Here is a 24115-nt window from a genome sequence, read left to right on the forward strand (position 1 = left end):
ATATGACTAACCTAAAATATAGCAGTGGATTTACTCTTGTAGAGCTACTGGTAACTATCGCAATCGCGGGGGTGCTTTTGGTAGTCGCAGTCCCCAATATGACATCGCTGATTCAAAGTTCGCGTTTGTCTTCTCAAACTGATTCATTGATTACTAGCATTGCACAAGCCCGATCCGAAGCCGTGAAAAGGCGCGCTGATGTAACGATCTGCCCGGCCCAAAGCCCATCAACAGCTACAGTCTGTGCACCGGCTGTAAACGTTTCCGACATTGCAGCGGCGAAAACATATTGGGCTAAAGGTTGGTTGGTTATAACTGGTACCACAATAATAGATAGAGTCGTAGCGCCATCAAATTTAACCATAGACAGTTCGGTGGCGCCTACACAGCTTGTGTTTTCTGGAACTCTGGGTAGTTCATCGGCCGCTACGACTTTTAAGTTTTGTATCCCAGGACAGTATCAACAACAGATCGATGTTAACCTGTCTGGCAGTGTTGGTAAGTTCATTAATACTGCGCTTAGGTGTACATAGTAAAATGAAAAATTCTTTTGAAAGAGGTGCTTCATTAATTGAAGTATTGATCGCTGTTGTAATTGTAGGATTTAGCTTACTGGGGATAGTCGGTATGCAGGCCACATCGATTGCAATGACCGGTAGTTCTTATTACCGTGGTGTGGCCGTTGATTTAGGTGTTGATCTAGCCGAGAGAGTGAAAGCTCTAAGGACACCATATTTGGCTACGTCTGATGCCATCACCCAGCCAGTTATGCCGCCAGATTTTTCGAAGTGTATTCAAAATGATGACAGCGCTCCGACTTGTAGCAATCAAGATTCTGATAGAGCCACTTATCAAACTCTAATGAACTCAGAGATGACCTCTTGGAACAGTTTGCGTGTTTCTCAGCTCCCACCTGATTCAACTTACACACTCACGGCAGTGCAAAGCGGTACATCTTCATTTTTCCGTTATACCCTCACGCTAACTTGGCTTGATGATAGTAAATCTAACGTTTCATCGAGCTACACCGTAGTGATTGAGTGATATGAATAAAAATCTTGGGTTTTCGATTGTTGAGTTGCTCATCGCTGTAGCTATTTCATTTGTTGCTGTGCTGGCAGCGTCAGAAGCTTATATAAGCTCCAAACAGACGAATAGAATTCAATCTATGCAAAACCGTCTAACTGAAGATGGAAGATTTGCTTTGAGTATGCTGCAGCGAACTATTTCACAAGCGGGGTATCGCACTTCCCCGCTTACGTCTCTAGCTAACGATCGTATTTCAGTTGCAAATAACGTTATCACGTTGAAGTTCACTGCTGACGGTGCTAACCAAATTTTGTGTGATGGCAGCGTGCCCGCTGCAGACTCTGCTCAAACCCTCACGATTCAAAATTCCTCTTCGGCCATGCAATGTTCAGTTACAGGAGGTGGTTCGACCAATTGGATCGCACCAGCAACATCTGGAAGCGGTACAGGTACTGAGTTGATCGACTTTAACGTGTCACTCGGTATCGACACCGGGCCCGTTACAAATTCTGATTATGGGTGTGGTGCCGATACAGGTACTAGGCCGAGAGATTGCGTAGTTGATAAGTATGCTTCAGCGCTCGCTGTTGGGGAAACATCTGAGCAGATTATGGCTGTCAGGGTCTGCTATGTGTTAAGGACGCAAGCTACAGATGCCTCTATCTCTAGATCTGATAATGTGAAGAATTGCGCGGGGGGGGATATTGCAAATTCTCAAACCGACAAACGTCTGTATAGGCTATTTAACACCACTATTTCAATGAGGAATAAATAGATTTATGCAAAGTAAATTGAAAGCTAAGCAAGATGGTTTTGTCTTGATTGTGGCCATGATTTTAATGGTTGCAATGAGTATTTTCGCGTTAGGTAGCATGCGTGGCGCAACAATGGGTGAACGTATACTGGGTAACTATCGGGAACGGAACCAAGCTTTTTTAGCTGCAGAGCAGGCACTGACGCAGGGGCAGGCTCTTCTCCGCGCGAACGCGACCACGTGCTTAGAGACCGTGTGCAGTAATACATCGCTGGCTGGTACAGCAGCTGCTTATTCCGGAAACACACTTCCGAATACATGGTCTGACACTAATGCTGCCACAGCTACAACGGCCACGGAGCAAAAGACTACAGCGAAATTTTTAGTTAATGCATTGACAAATGCCGCATTTGCAAAAGTTAATTGCTCACCCTATAGCATAATGGGACGTGGTGTTGGATTGAATTCAAACACAACAGTATTGCTTCAAACAATAGTTTATATTTGTCCTGCTGATTAATGGGTGTTAGTCATGAAAACGAAGACACTAAATGAATACGGCTTCACTTTGATTGAGTTAATGATTGTTGTGGCAATTATTGGACTACTTTCTGCGATAGCTTTGCCTTCTTATCAAAAGAGCATTCAGAAGGGTAGACGGGTCGATGTTCAACGAATAATCCTAACGTACAGCCAGGCACTTGAGCGATATTATTCAAGCAACGGAAGGTATGTAACTGTTGCTGGAGGGAATACCTGCGGTGCAGCGTTGACGCAGACGAGTCAGTTTTACGATATTGCGGTGTATACCGACAGTACGCTCGGGACCGCTGGATGTGGAAATGGAACCTACTATATTCAAGCGAGTCCCAAAACAGGTAGTTCGCAAGTAGGAGACGGTAATCAAGGACTCGACAATACCGGCGCTAAAGTGGGTTCTTGGATGTGATGCTGAATAATTAAGGTTTACTTGCTCACTTCATCCACCAGCGTCTTGAATTCATCAATGTCCTCAAAGCTGCGGTAGACACTGGCAAAGCGCACGTAGGCGACCTTGTCCAGTTTTTTGAGTTCGCGCATCACCAGTTCGCCGATGCGGGTGCTCTGGACTTCGCGCAGGCCCAGATTCAGGAGTTTTTCTTCGATGCGCTCGATGGCGCTGTCTATCTGCTCGGTGCTTACCGGCCTTTTGCGCAGGGCCAGGTTCATGGAAGCAAGCAGTTTGGCGCGTTCGAATTCGATGCGACGGCCGTCTTTTTTGACGATGGCCGGAAAATTGACGTCCGGCCGCTCGTAGGTGGTGAAGCGTTTGTCACAAGCGCCGCACTGGCGCCGGCGGCGGATGAAGTCCCCATCTTCAGAAATCCGCGTCTCCACCACTTGGGTTTCGGAATGACTGCAGAATGGGCACTTCATTGTGAATTGACCTTACTTACTTGTAAACCGGGAAGCGCGAGGTCAGGGCATGGACTTTGGCGCGAACGGCAGCAATGTTGGCTTCGTCGCGTGGGTTGTCCAGCACATCGGCAATCAGGTTGGCCGTGGCACGGGCTTCCTCGTCTTTGAAACCGCGTGTGGTCATGGCCGGAGTGCCCACCCGGATACCGCTGGTCACCATGGGCTTCTCAGGGTCGTTGGGGATGGCGTTCTTGTTGATGGTCATGTGGGCGGCGCCCAAAACGGCTTCCGCTTCTTTGCCGGTAATGCCCTTGGAGCGCAGGTCCACCAGCATCACATGGCTTTCAGTGCCACCGCTGACGATACGCAGGCCGCGTGCTGTCAGGGTTTCTGCCACGATCTTGGCGTTACGCACCACCTGGGCTTGGTACGCCTTGAACTCGGGGGTGAGTGCTTCTTTGAAAGCGACTGCCTTGGCGGCGATCACGTGCATCAAGGGGCCGCCCTGCAGGCCGGGGAAGATGGCGCTGTTGATGGCTTTCTCGTGCTCGGCCTTCATCAAGATGATACCGCCACGAGGGCCTCGCAGGCTTTTGTGGGTGGTGGAGGTCACCACGTCGGCATGGGGGACGGGGTTGGGGTAGACGCCTGCAGCGATCAAGCCGGCGTAGTGGGCCATATCCACCATAAAGATGGCGCCAACGTCTTTTGCAACCTTTGCAAAGCGGGCGAAGTCGATGGCCAAAGAATAGGCCGATGCACCGGCAATGATCAGTTTGGGCTTGGTTTCGTGTGCCTTGCGCTCCATAGCTTCGTAATCGATGGCTTCATTGGCGTCCAAACCGTAGGAAACCACGTTGAACCACTTACCGCTCATGTTCAGAGGCATGCCGTGGGTCAAGTGACCGCCTTCAGCCAGGCTCATGCCCATGATGGTGTCGCCGGGTTTCAGGAAGGCGAGGAACACCGCTTCGTTGGCCGATGCACCGCAATGGGGCTGTACGTTGGCCGCTTCAGCGCCAAAGATTTGCTTGATACGGTCGATGGCCAGTTGCTCGGCCACATCCACATGCTCGCAGCCACCGTAGTAGCGACGGCCGGGGTAACCTTCGGCGTATTTGTTGGTCAGCTGGCTGCCTTGGGCTGCCATGACGGCAGGCGAGGCGTAGTTTTCGCTGGCAATCAGCTCGATGTGGTGTTCTTGGCGCGCGTTTTCGGCAAGGATGGCGGTCCAGAGTTCGGGGTCGGCTTGTTCAACAAGAATGTTGCGGTCGTACATGGCAGTCCTTTGAGGAGATCGGGCCTGTGGGTCAATGGTGACAACAGGGCTGCCCAGGCGAACGGCTGATCGCACAAACCGCGCAGGTCATGCGGCACGCTTCCCAGTGGTGTCCCACGTCAGCAACCGGCTTCCTGAAGAAGTCGGCGCCTATCGCCAGTCGCGTGCGGGTGAGAGTTTAACCGAGCCGGGCAAGGCCCGGCGATTGATCAGGACGAATGGATCAGGCTCGCCACGTTTTCCACAGCGGGAGCCGCATCGGGCGCAGGAGTTGCAGGAGCCTTAACAGGTGTGGGGGCGATCATCGGAACAGGTTTTCCGGCGGCCACGCTCAGCAATCGGGTGTGCTCAGCCAGCACTTTGGCAGCATAGCCACCATCTGCTTCCATGTTGGCTGCGCCCACATAGAACTTCAGTCCACCCTCGATGGAGCCAGCGCGGGCAATACACTCTTTGAGCACTTTGGCGCCCACGCGCAAGTTGGTAACCGGGTCAAAGGCGGCCATCTTGCCGCCAAAGCCTTCGTACTTGTCGCTGTGCACCTTGGTCATCACCTGCATCAGGCCTTGCGCGCCTACGTGGCTTTGGGCAAAAGGGTTGAAACCGGATTCCACGGCCATCACGGCAAGAATCAGAGTGGGGTCCAGTTTGGAGCGTTGGCCAGTTTCATAGGCTTCAGCCACCAGGGCGCTCAGTGGTTCTGGCGCGACGTTGTACTTCTTGCTCAGCCAGTAGGCCACCGCCGCTTGCTGTTTGGGCAAGTCTTGGGGGTTGCTGGCTGTTGCACGCTCTACTGCGTCGGCTTCTACTTCCAGGCCTGTAGCTTGGATGTGGCGGTCTTGCAGCCAGCCCATCAGGCGGACTTCGCCTTCCTGGCGGAGTTCTGGGCGAACGGTCAGTGCAATGATGGCAAACATCACAGCCAAGCCGAGGAGGGCGAAGCCGTTGTGGGAAATCTCAAAAAAGCCTTGGGCAATATCGTTCGCAACAGTGCGAATGCCTTTGGTCAGTCGGGTAGTCGCTGTCATAGCTCTTCCTTCTTTGGCGGGGAGGCTTGGCTGCAAGGCTCTTCGGAGCGCTGGCAGTTCAGTCACCTCGTTTGGGTTGGTACGCTATCAATATCCTGCGGCGTCGTCTCGACATGTGCAGCGATTTGAATATGCCGGGTTCGGCAGCGGGGCGGGTAATCCCTAGTCGGGATTTAAGAATGGGCGGATTCTAGGAGGGCTTTATATGTCAAGTCAACCATATCAAATGAAATCTATATGCTTGACAGTTTGTAAAAATGCCTTTTTCCCTCTGGGGAAGGCGATTTAGAGGCTTTTGGTGGGCGCTGCTTAACCAGACAATCGGAAAGCTTCTGCGCATAGATTTTCATTTTTGCATTCGTCTCACGGTGTGCCTATCGTTCCATAGCCTGCAGTTGCAGGTGGAATGCCGGCAGTAGCCAGTCCACTCATCGTGTGTGATAAAGCGGCCCCGGCCTTTGTCGGAGGCAATCGATTGCCTTCAAGTCCGCTGGTTGACATCCAACTCATCCGCGGCAAACCGGATGGCATGGCCCTTGGGGTCGCCATCGAGCCCGGTGCAGAGGACTTGGAGTCCATGCGCTGGGCTTTCTTTTGGGCAATACGGTCTTGAAACGAACCCTCCCCAAAGCCGCTCTTTGACTAGCGCTCATCTTGTACGTGCACTTATATATGGAGACACTTCTGTCTTCCAAGGAAAGTTCATCTGTGCCTGCATAGGAACTCCAGTCCTTCAGTCTAGATGTTTGCTATTAAAAATGTAGCTGTTTGCTCATATTCCATGAGCGCTACAGCTGTAAAGTGTTTGAATGCTATGACTTCAGCCCCGGGCATAAGCATGCTCCCGCAGCCGTCTGGGCAAAAACATCGGGCAAGCAAGCAAAACCCAGCGAAAATACGCGGTTGCTTATTCCACACCAATTACTTTCTGAGCCCGCTGTGACGTCGAACCAAACTGCCAAACCCATTGATACCGCTACCCTGGACCGCCTGACCGGCGGTGCATTTACCGCCGCCACGGCGGGGGAACGGGCATCCCGTATCCGGGAGTGGTTGCTGACCCAACCCGCACCTGAGCAACTGGCCGATGTGTTCAAAGAACTCAGTGTCAAAGACAAGGGCGCAGCCAAGCTCGTGCGCGAGAAGTTGGACGAAGCCCGCCGGGCCAAGGGCCAAGAAGTGCTAGGCGCTGAGTGGGCAGCTAAGGCGCAAGCCTTGATTGACACGGGCAAACTGAATATTGCGGATGCATTGGCTTGGCAGCGTGACGCAGCCAAAGCCGGTGCCCCGTTGAGCAAAGAGCCTCTGTTGACTCTCAAGGCCCAGCTCGCCGAGCGCGTGCGGGGAATTGAAGACCTCCAACATCAGGTACAAGTGCAGCGCGAGGCAGCGGTATTGCTCGCCCAGCGCATAGAAGTGTTGTCCACCAAGCCTCTGGCCGATGCACAAACCGCACTGGACGCCTTGCGCACCGATGTGCAGCATTGGCAGGGTCAGGCCGACGGACTGGTGTCCAACACCAACTGGGTGAGCGTAGATGTCAAATTCCCGGCCTTGCTGGATGCTTCCAAAGGCCAGCTCCTGGTGGTGTGGGATGCCTTTCAGGCGGCACTCGCCGTGGCTATGGCTGCAGCCCAAGATGCTGCGGCACCTCTGCCACCCGTCCCCGTTTGGGCGGATGAAATCCGCGTAGCCCGCGGTGTTCCCCTCGTGGCCGAGCCCAAAGTGGCCAAGCCCAAAGTGGACCCCGAGCTGCGCGCCCGCGCCAATGCTGCCGTCAAAGCCGCACTGGCCACGGTAGAACAAGAAGTTGGCGAGGGCCATGGCAAGGCCAGCGCCGGCGCTGCAGGTGCCTTGCGCAATGCGCTCAAGGAATTCGGCAAGCTGATTGATACCAAGCTCGAGAACCAGGCCCATGCCGCATTGGCAGCCGCCGGCGAGCTCGAAGGTTGGCAGCGCTGGCGTGCCGACCAGATCCGCGAAGAGCTGGTGGGTAAGGCCGAGGGCCTGCTCAAGCGTCCCGAAGGCCAGGCCATCGGTGGGCGCAAGTTGCAGGAAACCTTGCGTTCCCTGCGCGACCAATGGAAGCAAACCGACCAGGGCGGCGTGCCCAACCACGCACTGTGGAAACGCTTTGATGAAGCTTGCAACGAAGCCTACAAAGTGGTGGAAGGCTGGTTGGAAAAGGTCAAGGCCGAATCTGCCGAACACCGTGCCCAGCGTTTGTCCCTGATTGAAGAAATCAAAGGCTGGGCGGCGGCCAACCGCACCGCCTTGGACGATGACTGGAAGGGCTTTAACCGCATCCTGCATCAGTTCTCCGACCGCTGGCGTGATGCCGGGCACGTGGGTGAAAAAATGTTTGCAGAGCTGCAACCCTTGTGGAAGGCCGCTTTTGCCGAGGCTGCAGCTCCGCTGGAGGCTGTGCAGGCCCAAAGCCTGGCTGCCCGTCAGGCCATGATTGAAGAGGCCAAGCAACTGGGCGCCATGCCGGTGTTGCGGATTGATGCAGTCAAATCCCTGCAGCAACGCTGGCAAGCGCAGGCGCACGCCATTCCTGTGGATCGCCGTCAGGAGCAAAAGCTCTGGGATGCGTTCCGCAAGCCGATTGACGAAGCCTTCAACCGCAAGAGCGCGGAGCGTGAGAAGGCGGAAGCTGCACTGGGCGCCCGCGACCGCGTGGTGCTGGAAGCCGCCAAGGCGCTGGAAGCCGCCAATGCGTCCGGCGATGCGCACGCCATCCGTGCGGCCATGGCGGCATTGGATGCCGCGCTCCATGGACAAGCACAAGCCCAGGCCGACGTCGCCGCTGCGGGTGCGAATGAGCAGGCTGCCCAAGCCCTTGCACAAGTGGAAAATCAGGCTCTAGCGCGCGTGGATACTGCGCAAGCAGCTACAGAAAACGTAGCAGATTCAGCAGCTGAAGTGGAGTCAGCTGAAGATGCCGCACCCGCTGCCCCGGCTGCTGCGCCCAAGCCCGCACCCAAGCCTGTGGTGGCGGTGCGTGGCGACGATCGTCCCGGTATGAAGAAAGAAACGCCGGTGGATCCACGCGCTTCCAAGTGGGGTGACCGCAAAGACGCAGGCCGGGGTGGGCGTGATGCGCGTGACGGCGGAAAGCCCGGTTTCGGTGACCGTGGCCCCCGCCGCGATGACCGCGCTGGCTTTGGCGATCGCAGCCGTGCGCCCCAGTCCAGCGCCCCCCGTTTGGGCGATACAGCGTTCCGCGCCCAACGGGATGCGCTTGAAAACGCCCAACAGGCGCTCAAAAAGCTGGCTGCACAAGCGCATGGTGAGGCCTTGGTACAGGTTCTCACCGCCTGGGAAAAGCGTGACGCGGCCTTGTTGCCCCCGGCTCAAGAGTTGGGTGGTCGTGCGGCAGCGCAGGCCCGTACAGCATGGTCCAAGGCATTGGGTGCCGGGGCTTCGGTCAAGGCCGAAGCTGCAGCACAACACCTGTTGCGCCTGGAAATGGCAGCAGAGGTCCCCACACCGGCGGAGCATCTGGATGCTCGCCGCGGTTTGCAGCTGCAATTGCTGACCCGCCGTAACGATCCTGCGCCTGCACAAACTTGGGCTGAAGACACGTCCAAGGTGTTTTCTGCCGAGTTTGACGCTGCGCAGGCATGCCGCTTGCAAAACGTACTCAAAGTGCTGCTCAAACGCTGATTCCGGCGGTTGGATAACCGGGCTGCTTGTGAAACAATCAGTCCGGCCCCCGAGGGAGGGCACTCTTGAGAGGGGGTTGTGTGGACTCTGTAGATGACCTGCTGCGCCGATTGGAGCAGCTCAACGAGATCGGTACGGCGCTGTCCCGCGAGCGGGATATTGCCCGTTTGTTGGACAGCATTCTGCTGGCGGCCAAATCCATCACCCATGCGGATGCCGGGACCTTGTACCGTGTCACGGACGACCGCGCCGCGCTTCGCTTTGAAATCATCCGGACGGCCTCTCTCAATATGGCGATGGGCGGGGTTTCCGGCAAGCCGATTGATTTTCCCGATCTGCCTTTGCATGATGTGGACGGGCGCCCGAACGACTCCCTCGTGGCGGCCTATTCGGCGCTGCATAACCAGACGGTGAACATCGCTGATGCTTACACCGCTGCCGAGTTCGACTTTTCCGGCACACGGCGCTTTGATGAGCGCACCGGCTATCGCTCCCAGTCCTTCTTAACGGTACCAATGAAAGACCATGAGGGGGACGTGATCGGGGTTCTGCAGTTGATTAATGCTACGGATCCTGTCAACGGACAGGTGCGCAGCTTCAGCACCTCAGACCAGAGCCTGGCAGAGTCTTTGGCGTCCCAAGCAGCCATTGCCATTACCAATCGGGGGCTGATGACGCAGCTGGAGTCGCTGTTTGAGTCGTTTATCAGCTTGATCAACGTGGCGATCGATGAAAAGTCTCATTACACCGGAGGCCATTGTGAGCGCGTACCCGCGCTGACCATGATGTTGGCTCAAGCGGTGGATCAGACCCGTGATGGGCCTTTAGCCGGCTTCCAGATGGGGGAGCGGGATCGCTACGAACTCAAGATTGCAGGTTTGTTGCACGATTGCGGCAAAGTCACCACGCCGGTGCACGTGGTGGATAAAGCCACCAAACTGCAAACCCTGTTTGACCGCATTGCGCTGGTGGATACGCGGTTTGAGGTCATCAAAAGAGATCGTGAGCTGGAGGCCTTGCGCGCCCAACTGGCGCTGCGCGACGTCAAAGACCCCGCCGCTGAGGCAGCCCTGTTGGCCCAAGCACGTGCCGATATCGACGCCTGGGACGCTGACCGTGAATTCCTCCGCCAGGCCAATCGTGGAACCGAGTACATGAGCGATGCTGCGGTACAGCGTGTTCGCTCGATTGGCACGCAGACAACTTGGCGAAATCCGGACGGGTTGGAGTCCGAGTTCCTCTCTGCAGATGAGATGGAAAACCTCAGCATCCGTGGCGGCACGCTGACGGCCGCCGAAAGGGAGATCATCAATCACCATATAGTGGCCACCATCAAAATGCTGGAGCAGCTGCCATGGCCCAAGCACCTGCGCAATGTGCCGGAATATGCAGGCGGCCACCATGAGCGTATGGATGGCAAAGGCTACCCCAAGGGCCTGACGCGGGACCAGATGTCTGTCCAGGCCCGCATCATGGGCATCGCCGATATTTTTGAAGCACTGACCGCCAAAGACCGACCCTACAAGCCGGGGATGAAGCTCTCACAGGCCATGCAGATCATGACCAAGTTTCGGGATACCGGGCATATCGACCCCGATTTGTTCGACGTATTTGTGCAGGAGCGCGTTTATTTGCGTTATGCCGAGCAGTTCCTGGACCCGTGGCAGATCGACGAAGTAGAGCCGGCAGCCGGCTAGGACATGGGCCCGCAATCTCCGGGTGGCAGTCGGCCGAACACCGCGTCACCTCCGGTCGCTGGAACTTGCAAGCGCAGAACTTCCGCCCGGTGGTGCGCACCATGGATATGCCAATCACTGAGCACCCAACGGGCATGCCCACCAGCCAGAGTGTGGGTTGCGGGCCGGTGGGTGTGGCCGTGGATCATGACGTCTGCAAACGCCGAGTTCAGCAGTTCGCAAGCGGCGAGATCGTCCACATCGGCATATTCAAACCCAGAGGTCTTTTGTGCTTCGCTGCGTGCGCGGATGTCAGCCGCAATGTGCTGCCGTTCCGACAGAGGTTTGGATAGAAATTCCCGCTGCCATGCGTCAGAGCGCACCATGCTGCGGAAGACTTGGTAGTCTTTGTCGTCCAGGCACAAAGCATCGCCGTGAGTCAAAACCGTCCGTTTGCCTGCAAAGTGCAAGGTGGTTGGGTCTCGCAGCAGTGTGGCGTTAGCGGCCTGTGCGAGCCGTGCGCCCATCAAGAAATCCCGATTGCCGTGCAGTAAGTAGACAGGCAGGCGAGTTGCCGTCAGCCTGATCGTCTCTGCGCAAGCGGCTTCAAAGGTTTCCGGGTTATCTAAAACATCGTCACCCACCCAGACTTCAAACAGGTCGCCAAGAATAAACAGGGCATCTGCGGTGGTGTTTTGCATGAACTGCACCCATAGCGCATGGGTGCCGGGCTCGGATGCTTGGAGGTGGAGATCAGAAATGAAATCCACTTGCCGCCAGTGGAGCGGGGCGTTCAGTTCCACTGGCGGCATGAGGTTTGCAGCGCGACGGCTTTTTCGATGATGACGTCTTCTTTGGGCACGTCATCATGGAAACCCTTGCGACCGGTTTTGACGGCCTTGATTTTGTCGACCACATCGGTGCCGGACACTACTTTTCCGAAGACTGCGTAGCCCCAACCTTGCATGCTGGGGGCGGTGTGGTTCAAAAATCCGTTGTCTGCCACGTTGATGAAGAACTGGGCAGTTGCGGAGTGCGGATCGCCAGTGCGGGCCATTGCCACGGTGTAGATGGCGTTTTTGAGGCCGTTGTTGGCTTCGTTTTCGATGGGAGCATCCGTGGTCTTTTGGGCCATGCCGGGCTCCATGCCGCCGCCTTGGATCATGAATCCGGGGATCACACGGTGGAAGATGGTGTTGTTGTAGTGCCCTTTGTTCACGTAGGCCAGAAAGTTGGCGGTGGACTTGGGTGCTTTGTCTTGGTCCAGCTCAAGGGTGATGACACCGTAGCCGGCGATATGGAGTTCGACTTGAGGATTGCTCATGATTTAGGGAGCCAATGTGGCTGAGTTGATAACGATGGGGGTTTGAGGGACGTCTTGGAACATGCCGGCACTGGTCGTGGGCACTGTACGGATTTTGTCGATGGTGTCCATGCCTTGAATCACCTTTCCGAATACGGTGTACCCGTAACCATCCGGACGTGGTGCATTCAAGTTCTGGTTGTCCACCACATTGATGAAGAACTGTGCCGTTGCGCTGTTGGGGTCTGAGGTACGTGCCATGGCGATGGTGCCACGGTCATTTTTTAGTTTGTTATTCGCTTCAAGCGGAACAGGCGCGCGGGTCGCCTTTTGCTGCATCGCGGAGGTGAACCCTCCACCCTGGACCATGAAGTTGGGAATCACGCGGTGGAAGATGGTGCCGTTGTAATGCTTGTCTTTCACATATTGCACAAAGTTTTCAACCGTTTTGGGCGCTCTGTCAGGATAGAGCTCCACGGTGAAGTTTCCGGCCGTGGTCTGAAATACGACTTTGGTGGTTTGTTCCTGTGCATACGAAACGCATGCCACTCCCATGGCGAGTAAAACGAATAAAGAACGAGCGAATGCTTGCAATCGATAGGCCATCAAAGGACTCCTTCGTAAAAAATCTTCCATTGACCGTTTTGCCGCGTCCAGTACTGGCGCTTGGTCCAACCGATGCGGGACCCTTCAGCGACTTCGCCAAACGTGGCAACCATGGTCTCGGAGCTGTCTACCCAGTGTAGATAAGACACATCCTTGAGCTGAATGGTTCGTCCTTTGGTTTTTTCCATCTCGCCACGGAGCAGAGGGGTCCATTGAGAAAGTGACTTGCCGTTGCTATTGAAGTCCTGGGTGTAATGAGAGAGAACCTGGTTCACATCCCCCGCCGTTTTGGCATTTCGCCAGGCAAAAAGCGCCTCTTCAAAGCCATTGCTTGCTGCTTTTGCCTTGGACGGGGTCACCCATTCCAGTTGTTGAGCAATCACCACAGGAGTTGCGCGGACTGCGACAGTCCGGATGATGTGGTCCAGATCCGGGTTTGCGAGAACCACACAACCGTCAGTGGCGAGGGGCGGGCGTGAAAATTGGGTGGGTGGTGTACCGTGCAGCCAGATACCGCTGCCGGTTTTTCCGCGCTTTGCATCCAGTACGTTGGGATAACTGATAGGCAAAGCCCCGGAGCCGTAAAAATCTTTTAGCGACTTCGGGTCGAGGTTGCTGGTGATGTAATACACGCCCAATGGAGTTCTTTGGTCACCCTCCACAGTTTTGGATGTGCCGGCCTTGCCTACAGAAATGTAGTAATCAGCCATCAGCGCCAAGCCGGTGGGAGTGTTCTCAAACAGATACAAACGCGAGCGGGAGGCATCCACGGCAATAGCATGGCGCGTGCTGGGGGCAAGTTGCAGGAACTGGACAGGAATGGTTCCGGGCACGGGGCGCTCTTTGAGTGCCTTGACGCGTTTCAGCGATTCTTCGCGGAGTTCCTTCAGCGTATTGCTGCCATCTTTGGCCATCGCAGAAGGTACATCGCCCAGGGTGCTGACAGGGCGTGTTCTTGCAACCAATAAATCGCCGTATACCAATTGTGCCAACTGGAAGTTCGGCAAATCGGTGGCCAGCTGTTCAGCCTTCAAGAAGGCATCTTTGCCTGCTCCCTGGCCAATGAGGTTGTAGATTTCAATGAGTCTGGCTTCCGCTACACCACCCGCGTCCAACGATTGGGGCGCCTGTTTGACTACGGTTGCCTTGGCTTCCCTTTTGTCGTTGCGGCCGTTGGCCGCTGCCATGTCAGCGGAAAGGCCAAAGAACGCCATCGTCGCCAGCGGCAAGGCCAGACGCGACAAGCAGCTGCTGCGCAGCGCAAGAAAAGGACTCATGAACACCTTGGTCAGGGAAGTCTGGACTTCAGTTCACGGATTCACGCACGATGACCCAGCGGTCACCGGCCTTGACCAGATCCAGGGATTTGCGGCTGGACACCGCCAATTCGTTGGCCTTGTAATCCTGACGGAACTTGGCTGTCGCTTTGTTCCCGTTTACGCTGATGTTCAGGTTTTCCAGCTTCACGCTGATTTTGGACTTGCTGGTTATTCGCTGGCGGCGCTCGTCTTCCCAGGCAGCGCGGCTGGTACCGGATGGTGTGGCGAAGTCTTTGCCGTACGCAGCAAGATAGCCCTTTACATCACGTGCGGCCCAAGCTTTGGCCCAATTCCGGACCGCATTTTCCACGTCCTTCTGGGCGTTTGCATTGCTGTTGGATTCCGCCGGAGCGGGTTTGGCCGGTGCTGGCGCTGCAGGTGCAGCCGCGGATGCAGGAGTGGATGAGGCAACAGGAGCCGGTGCCGCTGCTGGTACGGCCGCTGGTTTGTTGTTGGTCACTGTCGCCGGCAAGGTGGGAGGTGCCTTGGCGACCGGGGTATCAGGCAGGGAAGGGGCCGGTTTAGTCACAGCTGGCGCAGAAGGTACGTTGCCGGTGGTAGCTGGCGTTGCAGGCAAGGTTGCCGCTGTTGTGGGACGCTGTCCTTTGGCTGCTGCGGGATTGAAGAGCTCGCGGATCAGGGCCAATTTCGGGGCGACCGCAGCGTTGCTGCTGTCTAGTTGCAATGCTTTGCCGTAGGCTTGGCTGGCCAGCTTGGCGTACACGTCACCCAGGTTTTCATGGGCAGTGGTGTAGCTGGGGTTGGTGCGGATAGCCATTTCCAAGGCCGTGCGTGCCTTGTCGTACTGACTCTGGCCCGCGTCAGCACTGCCAAATTGTTGTAGGGCTCAGGGAGCTCAGGGTAGTCTTCGGTCAGGCGGGTGAATGTTGCAATCGCCTCAGATGTTTTGCCTGAATCGCGCTGGATGACGCCTTTGAGGAAGCGCATCTGGGGATCCCTCGGCTTCGCGACTAAAAACTGGTCCACCTTGGTCATGGCTTCCGGCAATTTCCCGTTGCGGACCAGTTGCGCTACGTCGGAGTAGTCATCGGCGTGTGCAACTCCAAAAGAGAGTGTGGCAGCCAGTGCGATCCAACGGATTGCGGTAAAAACCTTGGTGGGGGCGTGCTTCATATTGCCTTTGAATTCTTGCGCTGGGAGAAGCCCTCGTCGTGGGGCTTTATACTGCGCTGCATTGTAGCTGAGGGGTTTGCGTCCCGCCCCGCGGCAACCCCCCGTTTAGATTCCTAACGAGCCCCTATATGACACTTGGTGTTGTAGCGGGCTCGCTGTTTTTGTGTTCAGGTCTTTGAAGCCCATGAGTTTGCGCATTTTCAACACGCTGACGCGTTCGTTGCAGCCATTTACCCCGATTGAGCCCGGCCATGTGCGGATGTACGTCTGCGGTATGACCATTTACGACCTCTGTCATATCGGCCACGCAAGGATGATGATGGCGTTTGATGTGGTTCAGCGGTGGCTGAAGGCCAGCGGCATGCAAGTGACCTACGTGCGCAATATCACTGACATTGACGACAAAATCATCCGGCGAGCGGTGGAACGTGGCATCACCATCCGCCAACTGACCGACGAGATGATTGCCGCCATGCACGCGGATATTGGTGCCTTGCACATCGAACCACCGTCGGTGGAGCCCCGTGCCACTGAATATGTGCCTCAAATGTTGTCCTTGATCGGCGAGCTGGAGGCCAAAGGGCTGGCCTACCGCGCCAGCAATGGCGATGTCAATTACTCGGTCCGCAAGTTCGAGGGTTACGGGAAGCTTTCCGGCAAGTCGCTCGACGAACTGCGTGCAGGCGAGCGTGTAGCTGTGCTGGATGGCAAGGAAGACCCGCTGGATTTTGTGCTGTGGAAGTCGGCTAAGCCGGAAGAGCCCCCGGAAGCCAAATGGGAAAGTGTGTTCGGTACCGGTCGTCCGGGCTGGCACATCGAATGCTCGGCCATGAGTTGCGCAACCTTGGGTACAACTTTTGATATTCATGGTGGTGGTGCAGACCTGCAATTTCCACACCATGAAAACGAAATTGCCCAGAGTGAAGGGGCTCACGGGCAAGCCTTGGCGAACTTCTGGATGCACAACGGCTTTGTGCGGGTCGACAACGAGAAGATGAGCAAGTCGCTGGGGAATTTCTTCACCATTCGCGATGTGCTTCGCCAATACGACGCAGAAACTGTGCGCTTTTTCATTGTGCGGGCCCATTACCGTAGCGCTTTGAATTACAGCGACGCCCATCTGGACGACGCACGTCAGGCTTTAAAGCGCCTTTACACAGCGCTCAGTCAAGTACAAGCAACAGACATCAGTATTGATTGGAGTAACCCGTTTGCCGCCCGTTTCAAGGCCGCGATGGATGAGGATTTCGGCACCCCTGAGGCGGTGGCTGTGTTGTTTGACCTTGCAGGGGAGGTAAACCGCTCCAAATCTGTGGAGGCAGCGTCCTTGTTAAAGGCACTTGGCGCTTGTCTCGGGCTACTGCAGGCTGATGCCAATGCCTATTTGCAATCGGGTGCGGGGCTGGATGAAGCCACAATCCAGCAACGTATTGCTGACCGTGCTGCAGCCAAAGCGGCCAAGGACTTCGCTCTAGCTGACGCGATTCGCAAAGACTTGCTTGCCCAGGGCATTGTGTTGAAGGATTCTGCGGCCGGTACCACATGGGAGGTAGCGCAGTAATGGCCGTTGCCCCCACAGCCGCTGCTGACGTGGTTACTACGCCCTATTTCTGGGAAGAAGCCTGCAAGCACCTGATGAAGAAAGACCGGGTGATGAAGCGCTTGATCCCCCAGTTCGGGGACGCGTGTTTGCAGACCCGCGGTGATGCATTCGTGACCTTGGCACGTAGCATCATCGGGCAGCAGATTTCCGTCAAGGCGGCCCAAACCGTGTGGGATCGATTCGCCGTCTTGCCCAAAAAGCTGACACCGGCCAACGTGCTTAAGCTAAAAGTGGACGACATGCGCGCCGCTGGTTTGAGTGCCCGCAAGGTGGAGTATCTGGTGGATTTGGCCTTGCATTTCGACAACGGAGCCTTGCACGTCAAAGACTGGGACAGCATGGAAGATGAGGAAATCATCGCCGAGCTGGTGTCCATTCGCGGTATCGGCCGCTGGACGGCGGAAATGTTTTTGATCTTCCATTTGATGCGTCCGAACGTGCTGCCCTTGGATGACGACGGTTTGATCACCGGCATCAGCCAAAACTATTTTTCGGGCGATGTGGTGAGCCGCAGCGATGCGCGCGAGGTCGCCGCCGCCTGGGCGCCATATTGCAGCGTTGCAACTTGGTATATTTGGCGGTCTCTCGACCCGTTACCGGTCGCGTACTAACGGGTGCCGGCACAGGCTGTGCCAGCACCGCAAGAAGGAGAAAAACGTTGGCAAAAAAGACTTTCCTCGATTTCGAGCAGCCCATTGCGGAGCTTGAAGGCAAGATTGAAGAATTGCGCTACGTCCAGAATGAATCGGCAGTGGATATCTCTGCCGAAATCGATCAGCTGAGCAAGAAGAGCCAGCAGCTCACCAAAGACATTTACAGTGACCTGACCCCTTGGCAGATCACCAAAATCGCTCGTCACGCTGAGCGCCCCTACACCCTCGACTACGTTGGCGAAATCTTCACCCATTTCGTCGAACTGCACGGAGACCGCCACTTTGCAGACGATTTGAGCATCGTGGGCGGCTTGGCTCGTTTCAATGGCACGCCTTGCATGGTCATCGGCCAACAAAAAGGCCGTGACACCAAAGAGCGCGGTCTGCGCAACTTCGGCATGAGCAAGCCCGAGGGCTACCGCAAAGCCCTGCGCTTGATGAAGCTGGCCGAAAAGTTCAAATTGCCGGTGTTCACCTTCGTGGATACTCCTGGTGCGTACCCCGGCATTGACGCCGAAGAGCGCGGTCAGTCAGAAGCTATTGGCCGCAACATTTTTGAGATGGCACAGCTGGAAGTACCCATCATCACTACCATCATCGGCGAAGGTGGTTCCGGTGGCGCATTGGCGATTTCGGTGGCCGATCAGGTCATCATGTTGCAGTACTCGGTCTACTCGGTGATCAGCCCGGAAGGCTGCGCTTCTATTCTCTGGAAAACCTCCGACAAAGCGCAGGAAGCTGCCGATGCATTGGGCATCACCGCCCACCGTTTGAAGGCTTTGGGGCTGGTCGACAAGATCGTGAACGAGCCGGTAGGTGGCGCACATCGCGACACCAAGCAAGCTGCTGCCTTCCTCAAGCGCGCGTTGTCGGATGCTTATCGCCAGATTAGCGATCTCAAAGTCAAAGAATTGGTCGATCGTCGCTATGAGCGTTTACAGAGTTACGGCCGCTTTACAGATACCAAGGCTGCCGGTAAGTAAATGCCAGACCGTGTTGCATGACACAGTCATTTGACCAAGCGATGCGGGCCTTTGAGCCCGCTTTGCCTTTGGGGGTGGCCTACAGCGGTGGCGCGGATTCGTCGGCCTTGCTGGTGGCTTGTGCCCGGCAATGGCCGGGGCAGGTGGTGGCCATTCACGTCAATCATGGGCTGCAAGCGGCGGCTGCTGACTTTGAAGCCCATTGCCGAAGCGTGTGCAGTCGTCTCGGTATTCCGCTGCATGTGGAGGCAGTGCATGCCCATGCCGTTCCCGGGCAAAGCCCTGAGGATGCTGCCCGCATTGCACGTTACAAAGCATTTGATGCCCTGGCGCAGATGGAATGTGCGGGAGTAGCTATTAAATCTATAGCAATTGCCCAGCATGCTGATGATCAGGTAGAGACAATGTTGCTGGCTCTTGGCAGAGGCGCAGGTCTGGCTGGCCTTAGCGGTATGCCCGCTCAATGGCAGCGCGGCAAGGTCCATTTCTTCCGTCCATTGCTACAGGTCGCCGGTGACGCGCTCAAACGATGGCTGGTAGCCAACAATGAGCCCTGGGTCTCGGACCCCACTAACGCTGACCATCGCTATACCCGCAACCATATCCGCTCTGAGTTGTTGCCCGCATTGCAGCGGGTTTTTCCACAGTTTCTGGAGACTTTTGCCCGGAGTGCCCGCCACGCTGCGGAGGCGGAAGCTCTTTTGGCTGAAATGGCCGATGAGGATTGGCGCGCGGTGGAGCGTGAGGCGCCGGGTCGGCCTAACATTCGCAGTCTGCAAGCGCTCTCGCCTGCGCGGCAGTCGAATGTACTGCGGCGCTGGCTGAAACTCGGGCATGGCGTGATTCCCCAGGCTTCCCAGTTGTTGGAGTTGCGTAAGCAGGTGCAAGCGTGCACGACGCGGGGTCACCGCATTCACCTTAAAGTGGGAAATGGATTCGTGACGCGGCGAGGCGCTACGCTCGAATGGCAAGTGGCTTCATTTCATTCCGGACAATAAAGACCATTGCAGACATCGAACTGGGGGGGATCTTGCCGTGAAGGCATGACTTTCAGCCCTGAGTTAAAAAAAACGGGTCTGAGTCGTGAGATAATATTGGCTGTCAGGAAACGTGACCGAGTGGCCGAAGGTGCTCCCCTGCTAAGGGAGTATGGGGTGTAGAGCCTCATCGAGGGTTCGAATCCCTCCGTTTCCGCCAAGTCAGAGCCCCATGCAGTTCACTGCTTGGGGCTTTTTCTTTGCCTGCATCCAGGGGCTTATCGCCCAAAAAAAAGCCCGACTGGTATCGGGCTTTTTTTTGCAATTTTTCGCCTAGAACGTAATACCGGCCGGATTGGACGGTGATGGCGCCGACGGGGCTGGTGGTGGTGCAACTTCAGCAGGCTTGGCCACAGGTTCCGCTTTGGGGGTGGGGGCTTTCTGCACGGCGACCAACGGCGTGGCTGCCGGGTAACGGTAGGACTTGGGCAGCATCGGATTCTTGGGGTAGCCAGCCGCATCCAGGTACTGGGTCCACTCTGTATCGGAGAATCCTTTAAGCTTTTGTGCGCCTATGGTGGCATAAGGCAAGGTGGACTCGCCAGAAAGGCGTTGCAGGGCTTCGCTGTCCTCTGCGGTTGCAATTGTCTTTTCGCTAAAGGGCACACCGCGGGATTTCAGCAACGTGCGTGCTGAGTCGCAGGGGGCGCACTGGGCCGATGTGTACAAGGTGAACGGGTATTTGGAAACGACCTGCCGCAATTCAAATGGCAGATCTGCACCTGCGGCATTGCCACCCGGTGTGACTGGTGTTGCAGTGCCGGCTGCGCTTTGGGCCGCGGTAGGAGGTTTGTCGGAAAACGTGACTTTGCCATCCGGCCCTACGATTTTGTAGACGCCTTGAGCCTGTGTGACACCTGCCATCACCAGCAGTGCCAAGCCCAGTGCCATTGAAGTGCGTGAAGCCATGGTCGTGATCCTTAAGGTTTGAAGCGATGGAGTCGGTTGCATCAGCCCGATTATTGGACAGACATGCCTTGGTGGCGCAATAGAGCGTCCATGGAGGGTTCACGGCCGCGGAAAGCCTTGAAGGACTCCATGGCGGGCCGGCTGCCCCCGGCTTCGAGAATGGCTGTGCGGTAGCGTTTACCGGTTTCCGGATTTGCGCTGCCATCAGCTCCCACGGTCTCTTCAAAGGCCGCGTAGGCATCTGCGCTCAGTACCTCTGCCCACTTGTAACTGTAATAGCCTGCCGCGTAGCCTCCGGCAAAAATGTGGCTGAACGTATGCGCGGTGCGGCTCCAAGCCGGCGATTGCAGCACGGCAACTTCATCCCTCACTTGTTTCAACAGCGGCATGATGTCGTGGCCGGGCGTGTGCTGGGAGTGCAACAGCATGTCAAACAAAGCAAACTCAATTTGGCGCAGGGTTTGCATGCCGCTCTGGAAGTTCTTGGCGGCCAGCATCTTGTCGAACAGTGCGCGTGGCAAGGGTTCTCCGGTATCCACGTGGGCGGTCATGTGTTGGAGCACATTCCACTCCCAGCAGAAGTTTTCCATGAACTGGCTGGGCAGCTCCACTGCATCCCACTCCACGCCGCTGATGCCGGATACATCCCGCTCGTTCACCTGGGTCAGCATGTGGTGCAGGCCGTGGCCGAACTCGTGGAACAGTGTCGTCACATCATCGTGAGAGAGCAGGGCCGGTTTTTTGACGCCGTCTACTTCGACGCCGTCGGCAAAGTTGCAGACCAAGTGGGCGACCGGAGTTTGCAGGGTGCCGGTGTCCGGACGCAGCCAACGGGTGCGCACATCGTCCATCCAGGCGCCACCACGCTTGCCGCTGCGGGCGGTCGGGTCCAGGTAAAACTGTCCGATCAGGTTGCGGCCTTGAGGGCCGACCCGCTCAATGCGGTAGAACGACACGCCGGGGTTCCAGACCGGTGCGTAGTCCGGGCTGATTTCCACATCGAACAGGGTTTCGATGATTTTGAACAAGCCGGCCAACACCTTGGGGGCGGTGAAGTACTGTTTGACCTCTTGCTCGCTGAAGGCGTAACGGGCCTCTTTGAGCTTTTCGGAGATGTACGGCCAGTCCCATGGCTGCGGGTCGTTGAGCTGCAATTCATCCTTGGCAAACGCGCGCAGGTCGGCCACGTCCTTCTCTGCGAAGGGGCGTGCTTTGCGGGCCAGGTCCCGCAGGAAGCGGATGACGGTGTCAGGAGAGTCTGCCATCTTGGGCACCACCGACAGCGTTGCGAAGTCGGGGTAACCCAGCAGCTGGGCTTCTTCTTTACGCAGGGCCAGAATGCCGTTGATGACCTCGGTGTTGTCGAATTTACGGAACTCTTCGGCAGCTTCTTGGGATGCGCGGGTCGCATAGGCCCTGTAGAGCATGCCGCGCAGGGTGCTGCTGGTAGCGAACTGCATTACCGGCAGGTAGCACGGCATTTTGAGCGTGAGTTTGTAGCCTTCTTTACCCTCAGCTTCTGCAGCGCTGCGGGCAGCTTGCACCACATCGGCAGGTACACCGTCCAGTTCAGCCAGAGTGGCGTAGTAGCTGAAGGCGTCCGTGGCGTCGAGCGTGTTTTCGCTGAATTTTTGCCCCAGTTCAGCCTGCTTTTCCTGGATCTCGGCAAACCGTTCGCGCTCTGCGCCCTGCAGGTCGGCGCCGCCCAGTACGAAGTTGCGTACGGCATTTTTGTGTGCTTGCAACTGCTCTGCGTTCAGCCGGGCTGTGTCGATGGCTTTGTACTTGGCAAACAGGCGTTCGTCGGCACCGAGACGGGTCCAGAACTCAGTCACCTTGGGCAGGGCCGCGTTGTACGCGGCACGCAGCTCGGGGCTGTCTGCCACGCTGTTCAAGTGACTTACGGCACCCCAAGCTAAACCCAAGCGTTCGGTTGCCACATCCAGCACCGACGCGATGGCCGTCCACTCTGCCGGAAAAGATGCTGCCGTTACTTGCTCCAGAGCAGCATCGGCTTTGGCAAGGAGTTCGTCTACCGCCGGGCCGACGTCAGCTGGTGTGATGCGGTCGAAAAGAGGGAGCGGGGCGTTTTGGAGCAGTGGATTCATGGTGCCGGAGGTGTGCGATTCAGAACTGTGCAGATGCGGGCGAAGCGTGATTAAACAAGGCCACGCGCGGCGGCGTCGCGCTCTGCAGATTCCATGGTGTTGACCAGTAGCATGGTGATGGTCATGGGGCCCACGCCGCCGGGCACCGGGGTGATGTACCCGGCCACCTGGCTGACGCCCGCGTAGTCCACATCGCCGCAAAGTTTGCCTTCGTCGTTGCGGTTCATGCCCACATCGATGACCACGGCACCTGGCTTGACCATGTCGGCTGTCAGCACATTGCGCTTGCCCACCGCCGCCACAATCACATCGGCTTGCAAGGTCATTGCTTTGAGGTCGGGTGTTGCGCTGTGGCACATGGTGACCGTGGCGCTTTTTTGCAGCAACATCATGGCCATGGGTTTGCCCACGATATTGGAGCGGCCGATCACCACGGCATGCTTGCCACGCAAGTCATAACCGATGCTCTCCAGCATCTTCATGCAGCCGTAAGGGGTGCAGGGCCAGAAACCGGGTTGTCCGACCATCAGCGCGCCGGCGCTGGCGATGTGAAAGCCGTCCACGTCTTTGGTCGGGGCGATGGATTCGATGACCTTGTTGGCATCAATGTGTGCGGGCAAGGGCAGCTGTACCAGGATGCCGTGGATGGACGGGTCGTTATTGAGTGCCTCCACCCGGGCCAGTAACTCGGCTTCGGTCATGCTGGCGTCGTACTTCTCCAGCACCGAATGCAAGCCCGCGTCCGAGCACGCCTTCACCTTGTTGCGCACATAGACCTGAGAAGCAGGGTTGTCGCCAACCAGAACCACAGCCAGACCCGGCGTCAGGCCACGGGCCTTTAGTGCTTCGGTGCGGCGGGCGACGTCGGAGCGGAGTTGGGCGGCGAGGGCATTGCCGTCGATGATCTGGGCGGTAGTGGAAGCAGTCATTCTTGATCTTGAAGTAAAAACGCCCGCAGCGGAGGCAGAGCGGGCGCGGGTAGCGATAAAGTTTGTAGCGTCAGGTTTTCGGGGCGTTCTGGCCGAGTGCAATTTTCAGCAGGTCGGCCACCGTGTTGGCACTGAGCTTTTCCATGATGTTGGCGCGGTGCGCCTCCACCGTCTTGATGCTGATGCCCAGGTCATCCGCAATTTGCTTGTTCAGGCGGCCCGCGACGATGCGCTCCAGCACTTGGCTTTCACGCAAGGTCAACTTGGAGAGCAGGGCGTCACGGTTGACGGCCAACTGGTAGTCGGCAAAGGTGTCCTTGGCGTGGTCGAGCGTGCGCTCCACGAGGCTGACCAGTTGGTCTTCCTTGAAGGGCTTCTGGATGAAATCCATGGCGCCTTTTTTCATGCTGTCCACGGCCATGGGCACGTCGCCGTGACCGGTGATGAAGACGATAGGCAGGGGAGACTTGGCTTCGATTAGGCGGGTCTGCAGTTCCAAGCCCGTCATGCCACCCATTCGGATGTCGACGATCAAGCAGGCAACCTCACGCGCGTCATAGCGACTCAGGAAAGACTCAGCAGAATCAAAACACCGAACCCGGTACCCCTTGCCCTCCAGCAACCATTGCAGCGAATCGCGCACTGCTTCGTCATCGTCTACGACGTAAACCGTTCCTTTTTTGGGGATCAAGCTCATT

22 protein-coding genes, 1 tRNA gene, 1 pseudogene and 1 riboswitch are annotated in these 24115 nt (G+C 56.7%); of the genes and pseudogenes, 12 read left to right on the forward strand and 12 right to left on the reverse strand.

Features of this window, described 5'->3' with window-relative positions; genetic code table 11:
* Positions 1-2 precede the first annotated feature (2 nt).
* From ACOAP0_RS18210 to ACOAP0_RS18230, 5 genes are read left to right on the forward strand one after another with little or no spacing between them, the layout of a single operon-like run.
* The gene (locus ACOAP0_RS18210; RefSeq protein WP_498377574.1) at positions 3-533 is read left to right on the forward strand and encodes a GspH/FimT family pseudopilin; all 531 of its coding nucleotides are present in this window, start codon (positions 3-5) and stop codon (positions 531-533) included.
* Between the two features lie 4 nt (positions 534-537).
* Positions 538-1044 (forward strand): hypothetical protein, encoded by a 507-nt coding sequence (locus tag ACOAP0_RS18215; protein WP_498377575.1) that lies wholly within the window; start codon positions 538-540, stop codon positions 1042-1044.
* A 1-nt stretch (position 1045) separates the two neighbouring features.
* A complete protein-coding gene (locus tag ACOAP0_RS18220; protein ID WP_498377576.1) occupies positions 1046-1804 on the forward strand; it encodes a PilW family protein in 759 nt (252 codons plus the stop codon).
* A 4-nt stretch (positions 1805-1808) separates the two neighbouring features.
* Positions 1809-2303 (forward strand): pilus assembly PilX family protein, encoded by a 495-nt coding sequence (locus tag ACOAP0_RS18225; RefSeq protein ID WP_498377577.1) that lies wholly within the window; start codon positions 1809-1811, stop codon positions 2301-2303.
* Between the two features lie 12 nt (positions 2304-2315).
* On the forward strand, positions 2316-2732 hold the full coding sequence (locus ACOAP0_RS18230; RefSeq protein WP_498377579.1) for a type IV pilin protein: 417 nt from the start codon (positions 2316-2318) through the stop codon (positions 2730-2732).
* Between the two features lie 17 nt (positions 2733-2749).
* On the opposite strand, the gene nrdR is transcribed toward ACOAP0_RS18230, so the two are convergent.
* The 3 genes from nrdR to ACOAP0_RS18245 all read right to left on the reverse strand — a co-directional run bounded on the left by nrdR (position 2750) and on the right by ACOAP0_RS18245 (position 5488).
* Positions 2750-3199: a transcriptional regulator NrdR gene (gene nrdR / locus ACOAP0_RS18235; protein WP_087493612.1), complete on the reverse strand. Its 450-nt coding sequence runs from the start codon at positions 3197-3199 to the stop codon at positions 2750-2752.
* A gap of 16 nt (positions 3200-3215) precedes the next feature.
* Positions 3216-4460, reverse strand: coding sequence for a serine hydroxymethyltransferase (glyA, locus tag ACOAP0_RS18240; protein ID WP_087493613.1), 1245 nt, complete (start codon positions 4458-4460; stop codon positions 3216-3218).
* Between the two features lie 44 nt (positions 4461-4504).
* Positions 4505-4634, reverse strand: a riboswitch (ZMP/ZTP riboswitch).
* 35 nt (positions 4635-4669) lie between these two features.
* Complete coding sequence (locus ACOAP0_RS18245) at positions 4670-5488, reverse strand: lytic transglycosylase domain-containing protein (RefSeq protein ID WP_498377580.1); 819 nt, start codon at positions 5486-5488, stop codon at positions 4670-4672.
* 939 nt (positions 5489-6427) lie between these two features.
* Between ACOAP0_RS18245 and ACOAP0_RS18250 the strand changes: the two genes are divergently transcribed.
* Together ACOAP0_RS18250 and ACOAP0_RS18255 are read left to right on the forward strand one after the other, a co-directional pair.
* The gene (locus ACOAP0_RS18250; RefSeq protein ID WP_498377581.1) at positions 6428-9157 is read left to right on the forward strand and encodes a DUF349 domain-containing protein; all 2730 of its coding nucleotides are present in this window, start codon (positions 6428-6430) and stop codon (positions 9155-9157) included.
* 80 nt (positions 9158-9237) lie between these two features.
* On the forward strand, positions 9238-10854 hold the full coding sequence (locus ACOAP0_RS18255; RefSeq protein WP_498377582.1) for an HD domain-containing phosphohydrolase: 1617 nt from the start codon (positions 9238-9240) through the stop codon (positions 10852-10854).
* Here ACOAP0_RS18255 and ACOAP0_RS18260 read toward each other — a convergent pair.
* The 5 genes and pseudogenes from ACOAP0_RS18260 to ACOAP0_RS18280 all read right to left on the reverse strand — a co-directional run bounded on the left by ACOAP0_RS18260 (position 10851) and on the right by ACOAP0_RS18280 (position 15195).
* Positions 10851-11645 (reverse strand): UDP-2,3-diacylglucosamine diphosphatase, encoded by a 795-nt coding sequence (locus ACOAP0_RS18260; protein WP_498391496.1) that lies wholly within the window; start codon positions 11643-11645, stop codon positions 10851-10853. The genes ACOAP0_RS18255 and ACOAP0_RS18260 overlap by 4 nt on opposite strands.
* Positions 11627-12157 carry a peptidylprolyl isomerase gene (locus tag ACOAP0_RS18265; RefSeq protein WP_498377585.1) on the reverse strand — a complete coding sequence of 177 codons (531 nt, stop codon included), beginning with the start codon at positions 12155-12157 and terminating at the stop codon, positions 11627-11629. Before ACOAP0_RS18265 ends, ACOAP0_RS18260 begins: the two co-directional genes overlap by 19 nt.
* Before the next feature lie 3 nt (positions 12158-12160).
* On the reverse strand, positions 12161-12691 hold the full coding sequence (locus tag ACOAP0_RS18270; RefSeq protein WP_498377805.1) for a peptidylprolyl isomerase: 531 nt from the start codon (positions 12689-12691) through the stop codon (positions 12161-12163).
* A 50-nt stretch (positions 12692-12741) separates the two neighbouring features.
* Entirely contained in the window at positions 12742-14019 is a 1278-nt protein-coding gene (locus tag ACOAP0_RS18275; RefSeq protein ID WP_498377586.1) for a L,D-transpeptidase family protein, read from the reverse strand.
* Between the two features lie 28 nt (positions 14020-14047).
* Positions 14048-15195 (reverse strand): annotated as a pseudogene (locus ACOAP0_RS18280) (L,D-transpeptidase Cds6 family protein).
* 184 nt (positions 15196-15379) lie between these two features.
* Between ACOAP0_RS18280 and cysS the strand changes: the two are divergent.
* The 5 genes from cysS (at position 15380) to ACOAP0_RS18305 (ending at position 19631) form a co-directional block, all read left to right on the forward strand.
* On the forward strand, positions 15380-16756 hold the full coding sequence (gene cysS, locus ACOAP0_RS18285; protein ID WP_498377587.1) for a cysteine--tRNA ligase: 1377 nt from the start codon (positions 15380-15382) through the stop codon (positions 16754-16756).
* Complete coding sequence (locus tag ACOAP0_RS18290) at positions 16756-17409, forward strand: DNA-3-methyladenine glycosylase family protein (RefSeq protein ID WP_087493623.1); 654 nt, start codon at positions 16756-16758, stop codon at positions 17407-17409. The genes cysS and ACOAP0_RS18290 overlap by 1 nt, the downstream gene beginning before the upstream one ends.
* 47 nt (positions 17410-17456) lie before the next feature.
* Positions 17457-18434 (forward strand): acetyl-CoA carboxylase carboxyltransferase subunit alpha, encoded by a 978-nt coding sequence (locus ACOAP0_RS18295; protein ID WP_498377588.1) that lies wholly within the window; start codon positions 17457-17459, stop codon positions 18432-18434.
* Between the two features lie 17 nt (positions 18435-18451).
* A complete protein-coding gene (gene tilS, locus ACOAP0_RS18300; RefSeq protein ID WP_498377589.1) occupies positions 18452-19432 on the forward strand; it encodes a tRNA lysidine(34) synthetase TilS in 981 nt (326 codons plus the stop codon).
* Between the two features lie 106 nt (positions 19433-19538).
* A tRNA-Ser gene (locus tag ACOAP0_RS18305) sits at positions 19539-19631 on the forward strand.
* 113 nt (positions 19632-19744) lie between these two features.
* Here ACOAP0_RS18305 and ACOAP0_RS18310 read toward each other — a convergent pair.
* The 4 genes from ACOAP0_RS18310 to ACOAP0_RS18325 form a co-directional block, all read right to left on the reverse strand.
* Positions 19745-20380 (reverse strand): glutaredoxin domain-containing protein, encoded by a 636-nt coding sequence (locus tag ACOAP0_RS18310; RefSeq protein ID WP_498377590.1) that lies wholly within the window; start codon positions 20378-20380, stop codon positions 19745-19747.
* Between the two features lie 50 nt (positions 20381-20430).
* A complete protein-coding gene (locus ACOAP0_RS18315; RefSeq protein ID WP_498377592.1) occupies positions 20431-22488 on the reverse strand; it encodes a M3 family metallopeptidase in 2058 nt (685 codons plus the stop codon).
* A gap of 50 nt (positions 22489-22538) precedes the next feature.
* Complete coding sequence (gene folD, locus ACOAP0_RS18320; RefSeq protein WP_498377593.1) at positions 22539-23417, reverse strand: bifunctional methylenetetrahydrofolate dehydrogenase/methenyltetrahydrofolate cyclohydrolase FolD; 879 nt, start codon at positions 23415-23417, stop codon at positions 22539-22541.
* Positions 23418-23487: 70 nt separating this feature from the next.
* Complete coding sequence (locus ACOAP0_RS18325) at positions 23488-24114, reverse strand: response regulator transcription factor (RefSeq protein WP_498391497.1); 627 nt, start codon at positions 24112-24114, stop codon at positions 23488-23490.
* Position 24115 lies beyond the last annotated feature (1 nt).

It is taken from the genome of Curvibacter sp. Hmag1.1 (assembly GCF_059769165.1).